This is a genomic window from Vibrio sp. 2-1-2a (assembly GCF_032648565.1).
Lineage (GTDB): Bacteria > Pseudomonadota > Gammaproteobacteria > Enterobacterales > Vibrionaceae > Vibrio > Vibrio diabolicus.
Map to the genome: position 1 here is coordinate 26,634 of NZ_WBOH01000011.1, position 20,354 is coordinate 46,987.

Annotated in this window: 20 protein-coding genes and 1 pseudogene; 5 read left to right on the forward strand and 16 right to left on the reverse strand. The window is 42.3% G+C overall.

The window, feature by feature from the left end; translation table 11 throughout:
- The 5 genes from F7Y48_RS20630 to ccoN form a co-directional block, all read right to left on the reverse strand.
- A complete protein-coding gene (locus F7Y48_RS20630) occupies nt 1–477 on the reverse strand; it encodes a FixH family protein (protein WP_048626394.1) in 477 nt (158 codons plus the stop codon).
- A gap of 105 nt (nt 478–582) precedes the next feature.
- On the reverse strand, nt 583–1,557 hold the full coding sequence (ccoP, locus tag F7Y48_RS20635) for a cytochrome-c oxidase, cbb3-type subunit III (protein WP_005396485.1): 975 nt from the start codon (nt 1,555–1,557) through the stop codon (nt 583–585).
- Entirely contained in the window at nt 1,557–1,730 is a 174-nt protein-coding gene (locus tag F7Y48_RS20640; RefSeq protein ID WP_005396487.1) for a cbb3-type cytochrome oxidase subunit 3, read from the reverse strand. Before F7Y48_RS20640 ends, ccoP begins: the two co-directional genes overlap by 1 nt.
- Nucleotides 1,731–1,739: 9 nt before the next feature.
- The gene (gene ccoO, locus F7Y48_RS20645; protein ID WP_005377475.1) at nt 1,740–2,360 is read right to left on the reverse strand and encodes a cytochrome-c oxidase, cbb3-type subunit II; all 621 of its coding nucleotides are present in this window, start codon (nt 2,358–2,360) and stop codon (nt 1,740–1,742) included.
- Nucleotides 2,361–2,372: 12 nt separating this feature from the next.
- A complete protein-coding gene (gene ccoN / locus F7Y48_RS20650) occupies nt 2,373–3,800 on the reverse strand; it encodes a cytochrome-c oxidase, cbb3-type subunit I (RefSeq protein ID WP_005396488.1) in 1,428 nt (475 codons plus the stop codon).
- A gap of 257 nt (nt 3,801–4,057) precedes the next feature.
- On the opposite strand from ccoN, the gene F7Y48_RS20655 reads away from it, so the two are divergent.
- The 3 genes from F7Y48_RS20655 to F7Y48_RS20665 all read left to right on the forward strand — a co-directional run bounded on the left by F7Y48_RS20655 (nt 4,058) and on the right by F7Y48_RS20665 (nt 7,420).
- Nucleotides 4,058–4,414: a hypothetical protein gene (locus F7Y48_RS20655; RefSeq protein ID WP_316685338.1), complete on the forward strand. Its 357-nt coding sequence runs from the start codon at nt 4,058–4,060 to the stop codon at nt 4,412–4,414.
- 113 nt (nt 4,415–4,527) lie between these two features.
- The gene (locus tag F7Y48_RS20660) at nt 4,528–5,709 is read left to right on the forward strand and encodes an FIST signal transduction protein (RefSeq protein ID WP_048626396.1); all 1,182 of its coding nucleotides are present in this window, start codon (nt 4,528–4,530) and stop codon (nt 5,707–5,709) included.
- Nucleotides 5,699–7,420, forward strand: coding sequence for an ATP-binding protein (locus tag F7Y48_RS20665; RefSeq protein ID WP_316685339.1), 1,722 nt, complete (start codon nt 5,699–5,701; stop codon nt 7,418–7,420). The genes F7Y48_RS20660 and F7Y48_RS20665 overlap by 11 nt, the downstream gene beginning before the upstream one ends.
- 174 nt (nt 7,421–7,594) lie before the next feature.
- Here F7Y48_RS20665 and F7Y48_RS20670 read toward each other — a convergent pair.
- From F7Y48_RS20670 to matP, 4 genes and pseudogenes are all read right to left on the reverse strand, one after another.
- Nucleotides 7,595–7,756, reverse strand: a pseudogene (locus F7Y48_RS20670) (DUF3693 domain-containing protein); the annotation flags it as partial.
- A 130-nt stretch (nt 7,757–7,886) separates the two neighbouring features.
- A complete protein-coding gene (locus F7Y48_RS20675) occupies nt 7,887–8,210 on the reverse strand; it encodes a hypothetical protein (RefSeq protein ID WP_046876223.1) in 324 nt (107 codons plus the stop codon).
- A gap of 114 nt (nt 8,211–8,324) precedes the next feature.
- Nucleotides 8,325–8,636 (reverse strand): DUF3634 family protein, encoded by a 312-nt coding sequence (locus F7Y48_RS20680; protein WP_005396496.1) that lies wholly within the window; start codon nt 8,634–8,636, stop codon nt 8,325–8,327.
- A 15-nt stretch (nt 8,637–8,651) separates the two neighbouring features.
- The gene (gene matP / locus F7Y48_RS20685; RefSeq protein ID WP_053807434.1) at nt 8,652–9,101 is read right to left on the reverse strand and encodes a macrodomain Ter protein MatP; all 450 of its coding nucleotides are present in this window, start codon (nt 9,099–9,101) and stop codon (nt 8,652–8,654) included.
- Between the two features lie 210 nt (nt 9,102–9,311).
- Between matP and F7Y48_RS20690 the strand changes: the two genes are divergently transcribed.
- Nucleotides 9,312–10,952 carry a Lon protease family protein gene (locus F7Y48_RS20690; protein WP_046876222.1) on the forward strand — a complete coding sequence of 547 codons (1,641 nt, stop codon included), beginning with the start codon at nt 9,312–9,314 and terminating at the stop codon, nt 10,950–10,952.
- 70 nt (nt 10,953–11,022) lie between these two features.
- Nucleotides 11,023–11,541, forward strand: coding sequence for a bifunctional 3-hydroxydecanoyl-ACP dehydratase/trans-2-decenoyl-ACP isomerase (fabA, locus tag F7Y48_RS20695; protein ID WP_005396499.1), 519 nt, complete (start codon nt 11,023–11,025; stop codon nt 11,539–11,541).
- A 120-nt stretch (nt 11,542–11,661) separates the two neighbouring features.
- On the opposite strand, the gene rmf is transcribed toward fabA, so the two are convergent.
- The 7 genes from rmf to pyrD form a co-directional block, all read right to left on the reverse strand.
- Nucleotides 11,662–11,835 (reverse strand): ribosome modulation factor, encoded by a 174-nt coding sequence (gene rmf / locus F7Y48_RS20700; RefSeq protein ID WP_005377453.1) that lies wholly within the window; start codon nt 11,833–11,835, stop codon nt 11,662–11,664.
- 181 nt (nt 11,836–12,016) lie between these two features.
- A complete protein-coding gene (locus F7Y48_RS20705; RefSeq protein WP_258507822.1) occupies nt 12,017–13,750 on the reverse strand; it encodes a DUF3466 family protein in 1,734 nt (577 codons plus the stop codon).
- 7 nt (nt 13,751–13,757) lie between these two features.
- Complete coding sequence (locus tag F7Y48_RS20710; protein ID WP_006743219.1) at nt 13,758–15,677, reverse strand: ABC transporter ATP-binding protein; 1,920 nt, start codon at nt 15,675–15,677, stop codon at nt 13,758–13,760.
- Nucleotides 15,655–15,897 carry a glutaredoxin family protein gene (locus tag F7Y48_RS20715; protein ID WP_074190119.1) on the reverse strand — a complete coding sequence of 81 codons (243 nt, stop codon included), beginning with the start codon at nt 15,895–15,897 and terminating at the stop codon, nt 15,655–15,657. The genes F7Y48_RS20710 and F7Y48_RS20715 overlap by 23 nt, the downstream gene beginning before the upstream one ends.
- A 21-nt stretch (nt 15,898–15,918) precedes the next feature.
- The gene (gene rlmKL / locus F7Y48_RS20720; RefSeq protein ID WP_193447073.1) at nt 15,919–18,039 is read right to left on the reverse strand and encodes a bifunctional 23S rRNA (guanine(2069)-N(7))-methyltransferase RlmK/23S rRNA (guanine(2445)-N(2))-methyltransferase RlmL; all 2,121 of its coding nucleotides are present in this window, start codon (nt 18,037–18,039) and stop codon (nt 15,919–15,921) included.
- Between the two features lie 488 nt (nt 18,040–18,527).
- The gene (locus F7Y48_RS20725; RefSeq protein WP_005396505.1) at nt 18,528–19,070 is read right to left on the reverse strand and encodes a cell division protein ZapC; all 543 of its coding nucleotides are present in this window, start codon (nt 19,068–19,070) and stop codon (nt 18,528–18,530) included.
- Between the two features lie 168 nt (nt 19,071–19,238).
- Complete coding sequence (gene pyrD, locus F7Y48_RS20730; protein WP_006743218.1) at nt 19,239–20,249, reverse strand: quinone-dependent dihydroorotate dehydrogenase; 1,011 nt, start codon at nt 20,247–20,249, stop codon at nt 19,239–19,241.
- Between the last annotated feature and the right edge of the window lie 105 nt (nt 20,250–20,354).

The window sequence follows — 20,354 nt, forward strand, 5'->3', positions numbered from 1 at the left end:
TTACTTCATTAACGGTGTTGACGAGGCTGGAAATTCAACTTTACCTTGGATCATCCATTGTTGGTCATGTGGTTGTAGTTCGACAAACCAAGGGCCTTGAATAGATTCTTCTGCCGTTAGGCGGTAATTACCAGATGCATCCGCCGTAACGAGCTTTGTAAAGTCACGATCAGGAAGAGTACGATGAGTGAAAGTGGCCGTTAGAGCAGGGTAATGAGATAGCTTCCCTTTAGCGAAAACAATCACAACATTGTTATTTTTAGAGGAAATCTCAGCGTTAAGACCTAGGTCACGAGCGACATTCATTTTACTAATGTCTATGTTAATGCCTTTGCCTTTTTTATAGTAATCCTCGGCGACTAAAGAAACAGAGTTGTTCGAGAAAACGACCACAGTAATCACAGTCCAAACTACGACAGTAAGAGGAAGGATGATTAGGAACCACGGCCAAAATTGTTTATACCAAGGCTTTACCATAAAAAAGTTCTCAACAGCTAAATGAAAAAATGTAAGGCGTTAAATTTAAAGGAAAGACAGCCCCTATGAAAGGGGCTGTTATTGCTATGTTACTTAATATCTCAGTTACTTACTCTCTGAGTTACTTAAGCTCCAGACATAAGAGGCAACGAGCTGAACTTTATCTTCACCCAAAATGTCTTTCCACGCGGGCATTACACCTGAGCGGCCGTTCATTACGGTTTCGGTTACAGCTGCACGAGAGTCGCCAAATAGCCAATCTTGGTCTGTAAGATCAGGTGCACCGACTGCAGGGTTACCCTTACCATCAGTACCGTGACAAGCTGCACATACGACGAAACGTGCTTTACCTGCCGCTGCTTCACGAGCATTCACTTTACGACCAGATAGGCTAAGTGTGTAGCTTACAACTTCTTGCACACCTTGCTCACCAAGCGCATCTTTCCATGCTGGCATTTGACCAATACGGCCATGCATGATGGTTGTTACGATTGCAGCTGGTTCACCGCCGTATAGCCATGCATCATCAGTTAGGTTAGGAAAACCTTTCTGACCACGAGCATCAGAGCCGTGACATTGAGAACAGTTTTGCAAAAACAAACGTTGGCCAACTTTCAATGCTTCAGGATCTTGCGCAATTTCAGGTATTGGGCGCAAACCACTATCATTGTGCGCAAGTTTACGGAATGCTTCGCCGAAATATGCATCTGCGTCATCCAGTTCTTTTGCGTATTGGTTTAGTTGCTTGTTCTCTTGTGCTTTAGCGATGGCTTCTTTTGACTCTTCCAGTGAACGCACTGTTTGAGCAGAACTCTGCCAATTTAAAAAGCCCTTGAAGCTACCTAGACCTGGAAATAGGGCTAGATAAACTGCTGCAAACACAAATGTACTTACAAACAGATAAGTCCACCACTTTGGTAGAGGGTTGTTTAGCTCGCGAATACCATCGTACTCGTGGCCCATGTCTTCCCCTTCCTCGACGCCCATTTTATCTTTAGCGCACCAAGTTAGGAGAATCGCACAGCCTACCAGCGTACCGACAGTAATCACGATAATCCAGAGACTCCAGAATGTAGTCATTACTTCTTCACTCCTTGGTTATTTGGGGTCGTTTGTTCTTCGTCAGCAAACACCAAGTTGGCATCTTCTTCAAAGCGTGCTTTACGCTTTTTACTAAATGCCCACCATACGATGCCGATAAAACTAGCGAAGAGTACAACGGTATAAATACTATGAATTGTACCGAAATCCATATGATCCCCTTACTTCATTGCATGACCAAGAGACTGAAGGTAAGCGATGATTGCATCCATCTCTGTTTTACCTTCTACTTCTTTAGCCGAATTCGCGATCTCTTCATCAGTGTATGGAACACCGAACTGATCACGAAATAGCTCAAGTTTCTTCTGAGTTAGCTTACCGTCTAAAACGTTTTCAGCTAACCACGGGAAACCTGGCATGTTTGACTCAGGCACAAGCTCACGAGGATCTAGTAGGTGAACGCGGTGCCATTCATCAGAATAACGACCACCAACACGAGCTAAATCCGGACCTGTACGCTTAGAGCCCCAAAGGAATGGGTGTTCCCAAACACTCTCACCAGCGACAGAGTAGTGACCGTAACGTTCAGTCTCCGAGCGGAAAGGACGAACCATCTGGCTGTGACAAACGTTACAACCTTCACGGATGTAGATGTCACGACCTTCCATCTCCAGGGGAGTGTAAGCACGTAGATTCTCTACAGGTTCAGTCGTTTGCTTTTGGAAAATCAGAGGAGTGATCTCTACAAGAGCACCCCAGCTGATAGCAAACACGATAAAAATAGCCAACAAACCGACATTACGTTCTAAGATTTCGTGGCGATTATTAGAATTATTACTCATTCTTAAATCTCCTTATGCCGGATGTGGGATAGCTTTTAGGCTTTCTTTTGGTGCACTTACCGTTTTGTACGTGTTGTATGCCATTAGGAACATACCAGATAGGAAGATAAATCCACCTAAGAAACGTACAAAGTAGAACGGATAAGACGCTTCTACAGACTCAACAAAGCTGTAAGTTAGCGTACCGTCAGAGTTAACCGCGCGCCACATCAGACCTTGCATTACACCAGAGATCCACATCGCAACGATGTAAAGAACGGTACCGATTGTTGCTAGCCAGAAATGCACATTCACGAGACCAACAGAGTACATACGCTCTTGGCCAAATAGGCGAGGTACTAAGTGATATACAGAGCCGATAGAAACCATCGCAACCCAACCTAACGCACCAGAGTGAACGTGACCAATGGTCCAGTCTGTGTAGTGAGAAAGTGCGTTAACTGTCTTAATCGACATCATTGGACCTTCAAAGGTAGACATACCGTAGAATGACAAAGAAACGATTAGGAAACGTAGGATAGGGTCATAACGAAGCTTATGCCATGCACCAGATAACGTCATAATACCGTTGATCATACCACCCCAAGAAGGAGCAAATAGAACCAGCGACATCACCATACCTAGAGACTGAGTCCAGTCCGGTAGCGCTGTATAGTGAAGGTGGTGAGGGCCTGCCCAAATATATAGAGAAATAAGCGCCCAGAAGTGAACGATAGATAGACGGTAAGAATAAACAGGACGTTCAGCTTGTTTAGGAACGAAGTAGTACATCATGCCTAGGAAACCAGCGGTGAGTAGGAAACCTACCGCATTGTGTCCATACCACCACTGAACCATCGCATCCACTGCGCCTGAGTAAATCGAGTAAGATTTACCAAGTGACACAGGAATAGCCATGCTGTTCACGATGTGAAGTACTGCTACTGTGATAATAAAGGCACCGAAGAACCAGTTTGCCACATAAATATGTGACGTGTTTCGCTTCACCAGTGTGCCGAAGAACACCACCGCATATGATACCCATACTAGCGCAATTGCGATATCAATAGGCCATTCTAGCTCAGCATACTCTTTACCCGATGTTAAACCGAGAGGCAAAGTAATGGCTGCTGCCAGGATGATTGCTTGCCAACCCCAAAAGGTGAAGGCAACGAGTGGGCCACCAAAAAGACGTGTTTGACATGTACGCTGTACAACATAATAAGACGTTGCGAACAGAGCACTTGTACCAAACGCAAAAATTACCGCATTAGTATGCAGTGGACGTAAGCGACTGTACGTCAACCACGGCGTATCAAAGTTTAGCTGTGGCCAAACTAATTGAGCGGCAATCAAAACACCAACAGCCATACCAACTATGCCCCATAAAATGGTCACAAGGGTAAATTGGCGAACGACTGTATAGTTGTAGTTTTGTTCAAGCTGCTTTACTTGGCTCATTTGCATGCTTCCAATTTCTAATTAACTACACTTTTACTTCCAACACGACTTGCGTCGTAACACCACCCAAGTAAACTCTAGAATTCAAGTGTTATCATCACCTTATTTCCATTGCTGACTTTAATAAAAAGTGGCATTTTCAGCGTGACACTATACTTGAATTAACAATTCAATGACAGGGTAGTAACCTTACTGGCCCCCTGGAAATCATTTTTTATTTAAAAAGTTTGAAGTTTGTAACAAGGATATTAGTAATTATGCCTGCACAAAAGTTAACAAAGGCGCGACTTGCACAAATCTTAATCATGCTCAGTGTGTTAATAGGCGCATTTTTCTGGCGTACCTTTACACACGAGAGCGTTACTAGCATTGACTGTTCACAAAAAGAACGATGTGATGTAACAATTGAAGGTGAAATAATCACAATTAATCGTGACTTGGCGGGAATTTCGCTCGAAACGATGAAAAGTAGCACTCTAAAAATTGATCTAAATCAATCTGGCGAATTTATCAATCTCGATCGGGAACATAAGAAAATAGAATGGGACACAATACCTGAATCAAAAAAAATCACCTTTAAAAAAGGCGAAAACATTGTTGTAGTTCAATTATAAATACGATCTGTCACGAGATAATCGCAACTTCTTAATGAAATTTTCACCTTCTTACCTAGAGAAAATTGGTTGGAATGGTATAACAGCAGAGTGATACCCAATTATAAAATCGTATGCATTGCCAATCAGTTTTTACTCATATTAAAGATGAAGACTCAGCGATAGAAACGCTTAGGTCCGAGCTGACACAACAGAACTTGTCTTACGTGATGTGCTACTACACGGAAGAGTACGACTTCGAGTTAATTCGAGAAGCTTTTCTTGAACATTTTCCTGGAGTGCCTTTTCATGGAGCTAGTTCATGCCAAGCAGTAATGACAGACCGGGGGTTTCATACGGGCCCAGTGATTGCGGCGCTCGCAATTTATGATTCAGGCCCTCATGCTTATGGAACTGGTATTTCTAACTATGACTCAGGTGACAGTGTAACTAGAGCCTTAGATATGGCTCTTGAGAACGCTAACCGTGTAGGAGAAGTGCCAAACTTAATACTGCTTCATGCAACTCCAGGGCAAGAGGAATCAATCATTGCATCTATAGATGAAAGGTTTGGTACGCTGATCCCAATTATTGGTGGTTCAGCCGCTGATAATCATATCGCGGGAAAATGGTCTGTTATTACCGCCCAAGGATCTCAAACTGCAGGTTTAAGTCTGACATTGTTTTACTCCTCACAACCTGTAGATATTGCTTTTAGTGCTGGGCACACTCCAACCAATATTAAAGGGGTTGCAACCAAAACTAACGATAGGTGCTTACTAGAAATTGATGACGAACCAGCCCTCAATGTTTATAGAAAGTGGACAAACCATCAAGATAACCAAGTAGGCAAAAACAACCTGCTATTTACAAACTCGAGCGCTTATCCACTAGGGCGTGTCGCTGGCCACCTCTATGAGCGTCCATATTACAAATTGTCCCATCCAATTCGTGAGACGCGAGATGGAGGAATTGAGCTATTTACACGAATAGAAGAGGGTGATGAACTCACTTTAATGAAAGGAAGCAGAGAACACCTCGTTGCACGCGCCGCTAAAGTTGTAAATGCAGCCTTTAATCAAAAATTAGAAGAATCTCGAAAAATTGGGGTGATAAACATCTTTTGCGCAGGTCCTATGTTGCACTTAATGCAAGACATGAATAGCGTTTGTGAACAAATTAACCAAGAACTAGAACAGTTACCTTTTATTTGCCCTTTTACTTTTGGTGAGCAAGGTAGATTTATTGGTGGTGAGAATGGACATGGAAACCTGATGATTTCATCAGCGATATTCCATAAACCTTATGAAAGATAAATACTTAGACATATACCAACAGGAAGCGCTGCAAGAAGCGTTAGTCGAACTAAAACAGGCTAGGCAAAGAGAACGACTGCTCGCCGATGAGAATAAAGCTATTCTTTCAGCGATATCCGCGATGAGTGAAGCAAAAAACCGGCACGAGATATTTACGGGATTAAATAATGTCCTTAAGAAGTACATCAACTTTGATGATTTTATCGTTCTAACTCGTGATGATGAGAGGTACCCCTTCAAAACGTTGATATCGACAAATAGTGTATTTGATAACATATCTTGGTTACACGGTAACGCATCTGAGAGGGCGCTGAATGGCGAATGTATTCTGCTGTTCGAACCAGATAGGCTTGCTGAATTTATTAACCTAAACAGCTTTATAAAAAGCCATGTAAACTCGGTCGTCCTAACGGGCATACGTTCAGAAGTAACACAAACGGTCATCTTACTCATTGGTGCTAAGAAAGGGCACTTTAGCATAGAAAATAAGGAAACCTTAAGACGCTTTCGGCCTTTAATTGAGAGGGCTGTCATCGATATTGAGACCAAAGAGAAGTTACAACGTATTGTTGAGGTGCGGACAACTCAGCTTGCTAAAGCAAGAGAAGAAGCAGAGCTTGCAAATCGCTCAAAGTCAGAATTCTTAGCGATGATGAGTCATGAAATTAGAACCCCTCTAAATTCCGTCCTTGGAATGCTCGATATTCTGAAACAATCCACCTTATCAGAAGAGCAAATCGATGCCCTGAGCCAAATGGAATGCTCAGCGGAGTTACTTCTCGCGATTATCAGCGACATCCTTGACCTCTCAAAAATTGAATCAGGTCGCTTTCAACTCAATGAGCAGTGGGTTAATTTAAGAGACACTGTCACTTTTGTCATTTCTCAACAAAAACAAATAGCTAAGAAGAAGAGCCTTCAATTTAAACTCAACTGTACTGTCACTAATGACAAACAATTTTGGATTGACTCCACGCGGTTATCTCAAATCCTGTTTAATCTAATAGGGAATGCAATAAAGTTTACAGACGAAGGAGAAGTAAAAGTTTCAGTATCTGAGCAAGACACCGAGTTTGTAATTTCAATATCAGACACCGGAATTGGTATATCTAAAGCCAAGCAAGAACATCTATTTACGGCATTTCATCAAGGTGACCGTTCCATCACGAGACGTTTTGGTGGCACAGGACTAGGGCTTGCAATAACCAAGCATTTAGTTGAAATGATGCGCGGCAAGATTATCGTTAAAAGTGACGAGCATGTCGGCTCAACATTTACTATTAAGATTCCCGTTTTAACTCGGTGCAATCAAAATCGTCCAGTTAAAATAGAAAACAACCAACCAATAAAAGCGATGGATCTTCTCGTAGTCGAAGATACCGAGTCGAATCAGTTTGTAATAAAGCTTATTTTAAATAAGCTTGGTCATAATGTTCATATCGCAAGTCATGGAGCAGAAGCATTAACGTTCTTAGAGGAAAATGAGGATTTAATCGACCTGATTCTTATGGATGTCTCGATGCCAGTGATGGATGGGATTACCGCAACAAGGCTTCTCCGAGATAAAGGCTTCAAGACTCCAATCATCGCATTAACCGCTCATGCGCTAGAAAGTGATAGAGATAAATGCCTTGACGCAGGTATGGATGGATTCATTTCCAAACCAGTTCGAAGACAAGATATCTTTGAAGCTATACAGCCATTTCTGTAAGTAGAAAAAGCATTAATATAGATCTTAACAATCGATAGATTATTAAGATCTATATTAAGTATTTTATGGTAAATAGCCATTATGTTTAATGGTTATGATAGAGACCTTAAATTTCAAATCGACAGGGGAATAGGAGTGCTCATTGGCAACATTTGGCGTACGAGCACATTCAATTTAACATAACACATATAATGCGCACTGCAATAGTGGTTCCTGTGGACTTGCAATCACTAAAGCCAATCCGGCACAAACCATTGAAATGCTTGATAATCCAAGTCCGTTATACTTTTTTGCAATTCCTTCCCATACTGCTTTTATCTGCAGATTATCATTTCGAGTTGATTGGTTTATCTCACCTAGCCTGCATTCCCAACCAATTACACGAGAGCCACTTCATTTTCATTTAGTTCATCGGGTCTGAAAGCTTTGCGCTCTTGCTGCCCGATGCTTCTAATCAACATTGCAATCACGAACCTGTGGCTATATGAAGCCGAATATACTTTTCTGGATATTTATAACGATAGCGTTTTCCTTTCCTCAAGTTGGATTTCACATACCGACAAACTTTTTTGTCACCACTACTGGTTACTCTTTTTATTACTGCTTTTTTACCTTTGTGTTCCATCTCTATCATGACATCACAATAACCTTGGTAGTCATCAAATTTATTGTCTGCTTTCCTTTGAATCTTAGTTTTAATCTTTTTAGCCAATGGATTCGTTTCCGAGTCGTCAGACAAAGCTGAAGCACTTACAAAGAGAAAGACCATTAAAGTTACAACGTATCGCATAGTTTAAGTCCGTTTATCTTATTGATTAATCAATGATAAATATTTTTTCTATAGATACGAAAATGGGACGCTATATTGCGTCCCATTTAACACGATTAAGTAACTGATATGTAATTAAGCTCGCTTCTTGCCTTTGCTCGCTTTGAAACCTTGATGCGGAAAAACGTTGCGAATCCGCTGTTGGATTTTTTTGGGAACGTCCTTGGAAAAGCTCAAACGCATGCCAGTTCGTTGGCTATATACCTTCATTTCACCACTAAACGGATTATGTTCACTAATATCTTGTAAGTTATGTTTGAAAGAAGGTGGTAGATGCCCTTTTACGTTACTGATATGGCCGTTATCAAACTTTACTTTTAGCACTGGTCTATCAACTGCGATCAACCAAAAGATTACGATGGCAGCAATTAAGATTACATATAACATTTGGCACTCCCTATCCTAGCTAGATAGCAATTTACTCAAATCCTCTTTGATCGAGGTAACTTTTTGACTCGCTTTTTCACTTCTCGATGCTTCAGAAAGTAGATATTCAATTGCGTCAGATAATGTACAACCGAGCTCGGTTGCTCTGCTAGAAAGCTTTTCCCAAACTCGATAATCTAAGTCAATGGACTTTTTCTTTGTATGGACTTGCTCTGCATTGAAATGACGCTTCCTTTTCGCTCGGATAGCCTGCTTGAGTTTGTTGTCCAACTCTTCTGACATGTGGTTTTCTATCCAAGCTAATACAAGCGTAGGTTCGTGTTCAAGGCGTTTTAGCTCTGCAACCGCGGCATCTGCTTCACTTGTATCAATATGTCGGGTAATCGCTTCACCATCTTTCCATTTCTTGATGAGATACTTCCATTTCCACCCACACTCTAGATTCTCAAGCTGCTGATATTTCATTTATTCCGACCCATAAACATAACCTAGTGACAGCGTAACCCAGATAATTTACTTGGGCAAATAAAACTCTTAGAAGTATCGATGTTGATCACTCATTTGTCTAAGTATTGTTCATTGAGTGTTGAATGCCGTGAGCGAGCCAAATTGGTGCTAGGGTGTTATAGTCCATTTCGTTATAATGTCGGCAAGATTGAATTACGATGAATTTTAATGAACCAACTTAATTGGCAAGACGTAACACCTTCACTTGAGCAGTACGAAGCACTTTTAAAGTCTGCACCTTCGTTACCAAAGAAGTCTTTTACTGATCTTCAACCGAGGATGTCGGCAACGATATCTCGCTTTTCCAAAATGTCGGGATTGACACGCGTGCTACTCATTAACTGCGTCGATAATTCTGTCTATAGAGAGTTCATCAGTAAAGCTCTTCAGAGTCATTCTAACGCTGCGATTGTTTTGTCGGAATCACTTGATGCCAAACGTTTATTTGACCGTTACAGTGTTGATGTAAGTGGTGATATTGCCTTCCAACCTGGCTTGATTTCACAAGCTGACGACGGTTATTTGATTGTACCTGCTAATCTCATTCTGGCTAACCCGGGACTTTGGCCGAATATAAAGTCTGCAATTCAACAAAACCTTATCGAGCCACTGAACCTAAGCCCTACTCGCTTACCTACTTCAGTACCGCCATCTAAAGCTTATGATGTAAAACTGATTGTAACTGGGGAAAGAAGTCAGTTAGCAGAGCTAGAATATATCGACGAGGACTTTTGTTCAGGCTTTGCCATGTATACCGAAGTTGAAGAAGATATTCATTTGTCAGAGCAGAATTTGACAGATTACTTTGGTTTGGTGAACTGGATATGTTCTCAATATCAGCTGCCTCACTTAACGGAATGTGGCTTTAGAAGACTGTTGCTAGCTGGTATGAGATTTACTGAAGATCAACATTATTTGCCGTTAGGTGTAATGTGGCATTCTCAACTTCTAACACTTGCCAGCCAGTTCAGTGATTGCCAAACATTAGATTACGAGTCATTAGATAAAGCGATTGACGACAAGTATTATCGCGAATCCTATCTTCCTCAGCGTGCCGTGTACGATATTTTAGATGGACAAGTCATTATTGAGACAACTGGGGAACAAGTTGGTCAAATCAATGGCCTAACCGTCATCGATATGGCTGGACACCCTGTCAGCTATGGTGAGCCTGCCAGAATATCGTGTGTAATTCACTTTGGTGATGGCGATGTTTCCGATGTTGAGCGCAAAGCTGAGCTTGGAGGCAATCTACATGCGAAAGGCATGATGATTATGCAAGCTTTCTTAAGCTCTGCTCTAAAACTGGATGAACCACTGCCTTACTCCGCCTCGATTGTATTTGAACAGTCTTATAGTGAAGTTGACGGTGACAGCGCATCTCTCGCAGAACTTTGTTGCTTGGTGAGTGCGTTATCTGAATCTCCAATTAATCAACAAGTTGCGGTTACAGGAGCCGTCGATCAGTTTGGTCGAGTGCAAGCAGTCGGTGGCTTGAACGAGAAAATTGAAGGTTTTTATCAGGTTTGTAAACATCAGGGTTTTACGGGAAATCAAGGCGTTGTCATGCCGAAATCAAACCTTAAACACCTTGCATTACATAAAGATGTAATAGAAAGCATTAAAAATGGTGAGTTCCATATTTGGTCCGTCTCTACGGTAGATGAAGCTATTCCGATTGTTATGAATAAACCTTTTAGAGGCGAAGACGAGAGCATTATTGGCAAAATAGCGGAACGTATTGAAAACTTTGAAAGACATGAGCATCCAGAAGGAATTGTGCAGCGCATCAAAAACTGGTTTGTCTAGTACTGATCGGAGTTGTTTAGCGTACACGTGTTCACTAAGATGCAGCTATCAAAAATTGGAGTAATTGATAATGCAAAACAAACGTGATTCTTATAACCGTGACGATCTACTTGCTTCTAGCCAAGGGGAACTGTTTGGGCCTGGTTACCCTCAACTTCCTGCGCCAAACATGCTAATGATGGATCGTATTACTAAAATGTCTGAGACAGAGGGCGATTTTGGTAAAGGTTTGATCTTGGCGGAATTGGATATTACTCCAGATTTGTGGTTCTTTGATTGCCACTTCCCTGGTGATCCAGTAATGCCTGGCTGCCTTGGCCTTGACGCGATGTGGCAACTTGTTGGCTTCTTCCTTGGCTGGGTTGGCGGTAAAGGTAAAGGTCGCGCTCTAGGTGTTGGTGAAGTGAAGTTTACAGGCCAAATCCTACCGACGGCGAAAAAAGTAACCTACGAAATCCATATGAAACGCGTCGTAAATCGTAAACTAGTAATGGGTTTGGCTGACGGTCGTGTATGCGTAGATGGCAAAGAAATCTACGTTGCGAAAGATTTGAAAGTTGGTTTGTTCCAAGACACTTCAAACTTCTAATCACGACTTTAATCGATTTATAAAGGCTCCTATTTAGGGGCCTTTTTGTTTGCCTAGTCTATAAATGTAGAAAAGGCTCCGTAGAGCCCTTTCGAATCCTTCTTTTTGTATGTGGAGAGTTTATTTGTAGAGACCAGATTGTCTTTCATCTCTGGCATCACGCCAACCACCTAACCAATACGACCGAGCATCAACTTGTTGATATGGGCAAGCCTCTTGAGACCTTCCATTCAACCCAGCTTTATAGCCTTGAGATTGAGCTCGTTCTAGGCGATCACGCTTTTGTCTCTTCATAGTTAATTCCTCATACAGGTCCATTTACTAACGTACAGCTGTTATTGTGAAACTTTGATGGAGTTTTTATGACTCCACTTATAAGAATCGATCAAGTTGAGTGATTTCTCAAGGCATAAAAAAAGCAGAGGCTCAAATGTGTGAGCCTCTGCTTGATTTAAAAATTACTGACGACTTTTGACTATTTTCTACGGAACCCAAACAATCCAAGCATGGTCAAAGCTAACCAACCAAGGCCTGCACCTTGACGCTCTGTTGTCGTTGAGTCAACGCTTCGAGACACAATGTCCTTCTCAGTCGCACCTGCAATAGGCACCAATTTTACGGCTACGATTTGCTCATCAGAACTACATGTCGCATTGTTTGCTGTTGTACTGTAACCGCCAGCACATTTCATCGCGGTACCAGAAATCACACCTGCATCGTTGATATCGGTTGCGTCAAGAATACGGAACTGGTTATTTTGTTCAGAGTAGTCACCGCCATTAGTCAAACTATCTAGGAACCAAGCTTTTCCATTAAATAGTGTTGAAGCACGTTCACTAGTCTCACCACCTACACTGTATGGGTAGATAAAACCGCGCTTACGACGTGGCTTGCCATCGTCTTCACGCGTCGTTTCCGCATCAAGTTGCCCAACGATTTCATTGTAAGAGTTGATACCGCCCATCTTACCGCCTGCACCGCTAAAGAAAATACCTGTAGTTGGGTAAAAAGCGTTAATAGAATCCTTACGAACATCATTTACGATAAAAAGACGATTTGGAGCAGAGCCCGTTGGCATTAAGTATCCGCCTGAACGTTTTGCTTCACCAATAGCAACAAAATTTGAGTTAACATCGGTTAATCGTGAGTTTGTATGAACCGTATCATCGCCCTCACGCTGTCTCGCTCCTACAACAACTTTGTTTTTCCAAGTTGCGTTTTCAACGCTACCTTCTGCCTCTAGAGTTCCGACAAAAACAGTAGCATTCAGATAGTTATCATCACTGTATGTGTTGTAACCCACGCCGTAAACCGTTGTTCCATCTGTGACAAGGTCACGCATGCTTCCTTGAGCTAGTCTTTCTCCATCTTTAGATGTGCCACTTGGCCAAGCCAACTCACTGACGGTTCCACTTTGATCCCAAATAGCTGCTTTCGATGTGTGGTGAGCGCCATTGGTATTGCTTGCCGTTCGAGATACACTACCAACGGTAAAAGTGCCATCGGTTTTCCAAGCGTGGCTTTGCACAACGCTTGCGTCGTTATCACCTGTAACAAAATTTGGTTCAATAGGTGCTACGACTGTATTTCTTGTTTCCAGTGTCGACTGGTTTTCACTGCTGACTTTACTTTGATTACCGACAGCTGCACCATCTTCGGTAAGCTGATTGATAACATTGTTATATTCATTTTTATAAGCATCAGAATCGCCTTCTACAAATGCTAACGCATTAGAAGTAAAGTCTTTACTACGCTCTTTGTTCCATGGGGTCCAGTTTACAGAAGCCCAAGAGTCACAAGTAGAATAGCGAAGCTGGTTATAACAGTAACGTTCAAAATCTTTGAGTTCTTGGATGTAATAAAAGCCCGCGTCCAATCCAAATGGAATTTCCTCACGATAGCTGTTCCCATCCACGGCTTGTGTCGCTGAAATCGGTGTTGTGCGAGTTTCCATCGCAAGCTTAAATTGGTCTGGTGTACAGTTTGCTGCTGCATCAAAACAGCCCAAAGCGAAAGGGGAACCTGTTGAAGGATCTGTACCCGCATCACCTTGCTGAATTGCAACACCGTAAGCCGTTTGGTAGTCACCGTTTGAACCATGATCCTGAGGTGAAACCTCAACTACTTGATACAATGCCGCCTGTGCGTTCATTGTGGTACCAACCATCATCGCAATGGCGGTCAATTTGAATTTATTACTACAATTCATTGAATTCTTAACTATCCTGTTGCATTGCTTCGAGTTCTTCCCATCTCTCGAATGCGATTTCCAACTCCTGCTCTAGTGCAGCAAGCTGTTCCAATACCGGCTGAGTTTGCTCTACAGGTTTAGCAAAGAACTCTGGATCGTTCACTTGCTCCTGAAGGCCCTCGATATCCGACTCTAATTGTTCTAGTTTAGCTGGTAGAGCTTCTAATTCTCTTTGCAGCTTATACGATAACTTCTTCGAGTTGTTCTTAGGTTGGGTTGTTTTGGGAGTTTCCTCAACCACTTTTTCTTTTTTCGCTGGCTTTTCAACCGCTTGACGAACCGCCAATACCTGTTCACGCTGCTGTCTTGCATCGTGATAACCACCAACAAACTCTTCAATCACTCCGTTTCCTTCGAAGATCCAGCTTGTGGTAACAGTATTATCAACAAATTCTCGGTCGTGGCTAACTAAAAGCAACGTGCCCTGATAGTTGGCAAGCATTTCTTCTAAAAGTTCCAACGTTTCGATATCCAAATCGTTGGTTGGTTCATCAAGAATAAGTAAGTTGTTTGGTTTCAACAAGATACGAGCTAGCAGTAATCGGTTTTTCTCACCACCAGAGAGCGCCTTAACCGGGGTTCTTGCGCGCTTAGGTGCAAATAAGAAGTCTTGAAGATAACTCAGCGCATGACGCTGACGTCCCCCAACCATTACTTCTTGTTTCCCATCCGCTAAGTTATCGATCACTGTCTTTTCTGGATCCAAAATCTCTCGGTACTGATCAAAGTACGCGACTTCTAATTTTGTTCCGCAGTGTAAACGACCAGACTGCGCTTCCAATTGCCCTAATAGCAATTTAAGTACCGTACTCTTACCGCAGCCATTTGGTCCGATAAGTGCAATACGGTCACCGCGCATAATGTTAAAGCTAAAGTTGTCGACGATTGTCTTGCCTTCGTAAGCAAAAGATATGTTTTCTGCTTCAAATACAATTTTCCCTGAACGTGAAGCATCATCGATATTAAGGTTAACTTTGCCTTGGACATCCCGGCGATCGCGACGCTCTTCACGAAGTTTCTTCAATGCGCGTACACGACCTTCATTTCGAGTTCGGCGTGCTTTAATGCCCTGCCGAATCCAAACTTCCTCTTGAGCAAGCTTTTTGTCGAATTCAGCATTCTGCATTTCTTCAACGCGGAGCATCTCTTCTTTTTCTTCTAGGTAGTTGTCGTAATCACCAGGGAAAGAAGCTAATTGCCCGCGATCTAAATCAACAATGCGTGTTGCCATTGATTTGATGAACGCACGGTCGTGAGAAATAAAGATGATCGAGCCTTTGAAGTCTTTTAAGAAGTTCTCTAACCATTCGATAGTTGTTACATCAAGATGGTTTGTTGGCTCATCAAGAAGTAATACATCAGGGTCACAAACCAGCGCGCGAGCTAAAGCGGCTTTACGTTGCCAACCACCGGATAAATCGGTCAGTTTAGTTTCTGGACTTAGTTTTAAAGCACCAAGTACGTTCTTAACACGGTCATCAAAACGCCAAGCATTAGAATGGTCAAGCTGCTCTTGAACCTTGGCTAAACGGTTGATGTTTTTCTCACTCGGATCTTGAGCAACAAGATCGAGAAGATCGTGATAGATCTTCAGTTGTTCGCCGATTTCAGCCAAACCGCCAGATACGTATTCGTAAACCGTACCCTCTTGATTACGCGGTGGATCTTGTTCAAGTCGAGAAACAACGACGTCTTGAGTGATTTGAATCTTGCCGTCGTCCAACAAAATGTCGCCGGCAAGCACTTTCATTAACGTGGACTTACCTGCTCCGTTGCGACCCACTAAACAAACGCGTTCGTTTTCTTGAAGAGCGAACTCCGCTTTGTCCAGCAATGGGTGGTCACCAAATGCAAGTTGTGCGTTATGAATGGTAAGTAATGCCATTATTATCCAACCAATGTGTGAGTTGTTCTAAGTCAAACGGCCAGTTCAACTCAGAATCTTGATACTTTAATACGGGTATTGTGACGCCGTAACGAGAAAACAGTGCATCATCGAACGCAATATCAATGATATCTGTTTGCTCGGCCAAACCAATTTGGTCTACTAGAGCAAATGCCATCTCACAAAGATGGCATCCCTCCGTGCTATACAATATCAGCACGTATTAATCCTTTTGTTTACACTACGCGTGCGTGACTAGCCAACAGTTATGAATCTGTTTATTACGCGCAAAATCTAATGGTAACGTTTGAGAAGAAATATTCTGAGCCTTCAAACCAAGTTCGGCCAGCGACTCTTCATCCATCTTGAAGTGGCGCTTGTTATTAGAGAATACGATAGTGCCTCCACTTCTTAGTAAACGTTTAAGATTCTTCATCAGTTTAATGTGGTCACGTTGTACGTCGAATGATGTTTCCATACGCTTAGAGTTAGAGAACGTAGGTGGATCAATAAAGATCAAGTCGTACTCACCTTTCGCGTTTTCTAGCCATTGCAAACAGTCTGCTTGTTCATAGCGATGCTGACGTCCTACACAGCCGTTAAGCTGCATATTGTCTTTCGCCCAGTTCAAGTAGGTATTTGACATATCAATAGTCGTTGTGGAACGAGCGCCACCAACCGCTGCGTGAACCGTCGCACTCCCAGTATATGCAAACAAGTTTAAGAAATCTTTACCTTGCGCCATTTCACCTAAGCGACGACGAGTGATCTTATGATCCAAGAACAAGCCAGTATCTAGATAGTCATGAAGGTTTACGATCAGCTTCACACCGTACTCGTTTACTTCAAGCGTCTCTGATACCTGACCTAATTTTTGGTATTGGCTGCGACCCTTCTGCTTTTCACGAACTTTAAGTACTACTTTGTTCGCCTCTACACCTGTCACCTGAATCGTTGCACGAATGATATCCGTTAGGCGACGTTTTGCTTTTTCTTCTGGAATGTTTTTTGGCGCAGCATACTCTTGAATTACGATTTGATCGCCGTATACGTCTATCGCCACATTGTATTCAGGAAGATCAGCGTCATAGATTCGGTAGCAATCAAGCTTCTCTTTACGAGCCCACTTGCCAATCTTGCCAATGTTTTTCTTTAAACGATTTGAAAAGTCTGGTGCGATTTGAACATTAGTATCAGCACCCTTCACCTCATCAGCACTGCGCTCTGCAATGCTGTAGTTCTTTTGGTGACAAGGTAACGCACCATTATTCAATTTAAATTGTTTATCAGCACGCATACGAAGACAGCTCAGCAGCTCGTCTGAACTCGAGAAGATAGAGGCTTTACATCCACCAAACTCAGATTTTAGCTGTCCACCAAATGCGGTGTAGAGCGCAATTAGCCCCGGCTCAGTTCCTAGACGTTCACCGTAAGGTGGGTTTGAAACGATAACACCGTGTTCGAATCCTGCTGGGCGAGTAATGGTTGCAGCATCACCTTGTGCGAACTCAATCAATTCTTCAACGCCTGCTCTGCGCGCGTTTTCTTGAGCAACTTTTAATACTTTAGGGTCGTTATCGAAGCCAAAAAACTTAGCGTCAACTTTCTTGACACCCCGTCTAGCTTGAACATTAGCCTCTGATTTAATCTCTGCCCAAGTCTCTGGTTCAAAGTCTTCCAACACTTCGAAACCCCATTGCTTTCGCTTAACGCCAGGAGCCATGTTGGCAGCCATCATCGCAGCTTCAATAAGCAAAGTACCAGAACCGCACATTGGATCGAGTAATGGTTGATGCCCATCCCAGCCACAACGCATGATAATCGCAGAAGCAAGCGTTTCACGTAACGGGGCACGACCCGATTCTGGTCGGTAGCCACGCTGATGCAAACCACTGCCTACCATATCGATCCCAAGCAACGCTTTATCTTTATGCAAACGAACGTGAATACGAACATCTGGGCGTTCTTTACTGATGTTGGGACGCGGCAAACCTTTATTTTCAAAGCAATCTACGATGCCATCTTTGACTTTCATCGCACCGTATTGGCTATTTCTGATCTCACGGTTTGTGCCGTTAAAGTCCACAACAAAACGTTTAGAGCTATGAAATTGGTTAACCCAGTTAATAGCAGATGTAGATAAATACAAGTCCATGTCGTTGTTACACGTGAACTCAGATAAAACACGTACAAATCGAGACGCTAAACGGCTCCACAAACAACAGCGATAAACCTGTTCGTTTGTCGCTTTAAATTTTACGCCTGCCTGTACTGGTTTCGCATTTTCAATGCCTAGTTTAGTCAGTTCTTCAACAAGCAAATTTTCCATGCCATTTGAAGTTACCGCGAGATATTGATTCATAGTGTTCTTTCGCTGATAAAAAATGGCTTCAATTATACCTGACTTTACGATCAATGCCTCGTTTTTAAAGGAATTTCCCCACCTGTTAGTTCAAATCATCACCAACAAAATGATCTGAAACTTTCAACATCTTCAATTTGAGTATTTTTCATTCACGAACGAAATTTTGTTCCCTTGGAAAGAAGTGAATACTTATTTACATAAATTTTGGTATATACCAGGCAATGATTATTGATGTAAGTTACTTACATTTTTGCCTTATAGGGGAATAAATGGGGTCATTTTAAGCGCTAGGTTGCCTAGTTAAGGGAGTCATCAGATTGAAATAAGTAAAATAAAAGTGACCAGCTTCATGTTTGCATGCATAGAAAACATACAGTTTCATGGCTGATGGGGATCTAGTATCAAAGGAAAGGACAAAAAAAATCGACCTAACGAGGTCGACTAATGCAAACAAAGGAACGAAATAAAGAAAAAATTAAACAGGTTTACCCCACCATTGCCATAGGGGTTATTGCAAAGAGGTGATTTGCACAAGCCATGCGGTCATGCATTACTTTAATCGGCTGCCCAAACTGAAGCGCCTTATTGCCATCAAGCACAAACGCTTCTTGGTTAACATAAGCACATAAGCTCGACGTCTCGCCTGGTTCTAACACGATGAACATGCCATCAGAATATTGGTTTGTTAGAAAGACCATGTCCCCTTCTTCAGGCTCGTAACCTGAGGACTGTGCGTCAAAGAACCAGCTTTTAGGCTGTACAGGTTTATGAAAGCGCTTTGCCGCAACACAATACAGTGTTAACTCAGCTTGGCGGTATTCACTGATGTCGAGGCATCGAATACGTTCATTAAACGTTTGGAATGCACTGGCGTCATCAACGGTAAATTCATTGTTTGAGAAGGCACAGTTAACCAACAATTTTCGGGATAAATTGGTTTGGAAAATCATTTCCTCCCCCAGATCCAGCATTAAGCAAGCTTTTTGCTCGTCAAAATACCAATTCCATTTGTCGCTGGGTTTAAGCATTATTCCGTTCTCTCTTGACTAGTTAAATCAGTGGTAAAGAGGTAAGACGCTTAATTACCTACTCGTGATTTTTAAATTTTACAAACGAACGGATAAAAAAAAAGAGGAAACAAAGTCCTCTTTTTTATGTAATAGCTACTGATTTTTCAGTGGTTTTTGATGTGTATGTTAAAGATTCTTAACAATATCACGTACTAGGCCTGGGCCGTGGTAAATAAAGCCGGTGTAGACTTGAACAAGTTTAGCGCCTGCCATCAGCTTTTCTTTGGCTGCAACATAGGAATCCACACCACCAACACCGATAATTGGAAGTTTGTCTCCTAGCTCTTCATGAAGCTTACGTACGACTTCCGTAGAGCGTGATTGCACAGGGCGACCACTTAAACCACCTGCCTCATTGGCGTGTTTCATTCCTTCTACGATCGTGCGATCCAGAGTTGTGTTAGTCGCGATCACACCATCTATATTGTTTTTCAATAAAGAATCGCAGATTTGGCAGATTTCTTCGTCACTCAAATCAGGCGCAATTTTTAATGCTAGCGGGACGTATTTGTTGTATTTCTCTGAAAGTTCCGCTTGTTTCGCTTTTAATTCAGAAAGTAGTTCATCAAGCGCTTCACCATATTGAAGTGAACGAAGACCCGGAGTGTTTGGTGATGAGATATTAACCGCAATGTAGCCTGCGTACTCATACACTTTCTCCATACAAATCAGGTAGTCCTCTGCCCCTTTCTCAATTGGTGTGTCTTTGTTTTTACCAATATTAATTCCGAGAACACAGTTGAACTTTGCTTGCTTTACATTCTCGACCAAATTATCAACGCCTAGGTTGTTAAAGCCCATGCGATTGATGATACCTTCAGCTTCGACTAAGCGAAATAAGCGTGGTTTATCATTCCCTGGTTGCGGACGAGGTGTTACTGTGCCAACTTCGACAAAGCCAAAGCCCATGGCATCAAATGCTTCAATGCATTCACCGTTTTTATCTAAGCCAGCCGCAAGACCTACTGGGTTACGGAATGTTAGTCCCATACACTCAACTGGACGAGTTGGTAATTGTTGGCGGTAGAAGAGATCAAGTGGTGTGCCGTTAAAGCGTTGGAAGTTCTTGATTGCAAGATCGTGTGCCTTCTCGGCATCGAGTTGGAAAAAGCCAGTTCTGGCTAGACGGTAAAGCATTGTGCCTCCGAAAGAAAAAAGCCCCGTATAAACGGGACAATATTATTTACTGTTTTTCATCGTAATTCAATGAAAATGAATGTATTAAGTAAAAACCTATATCTT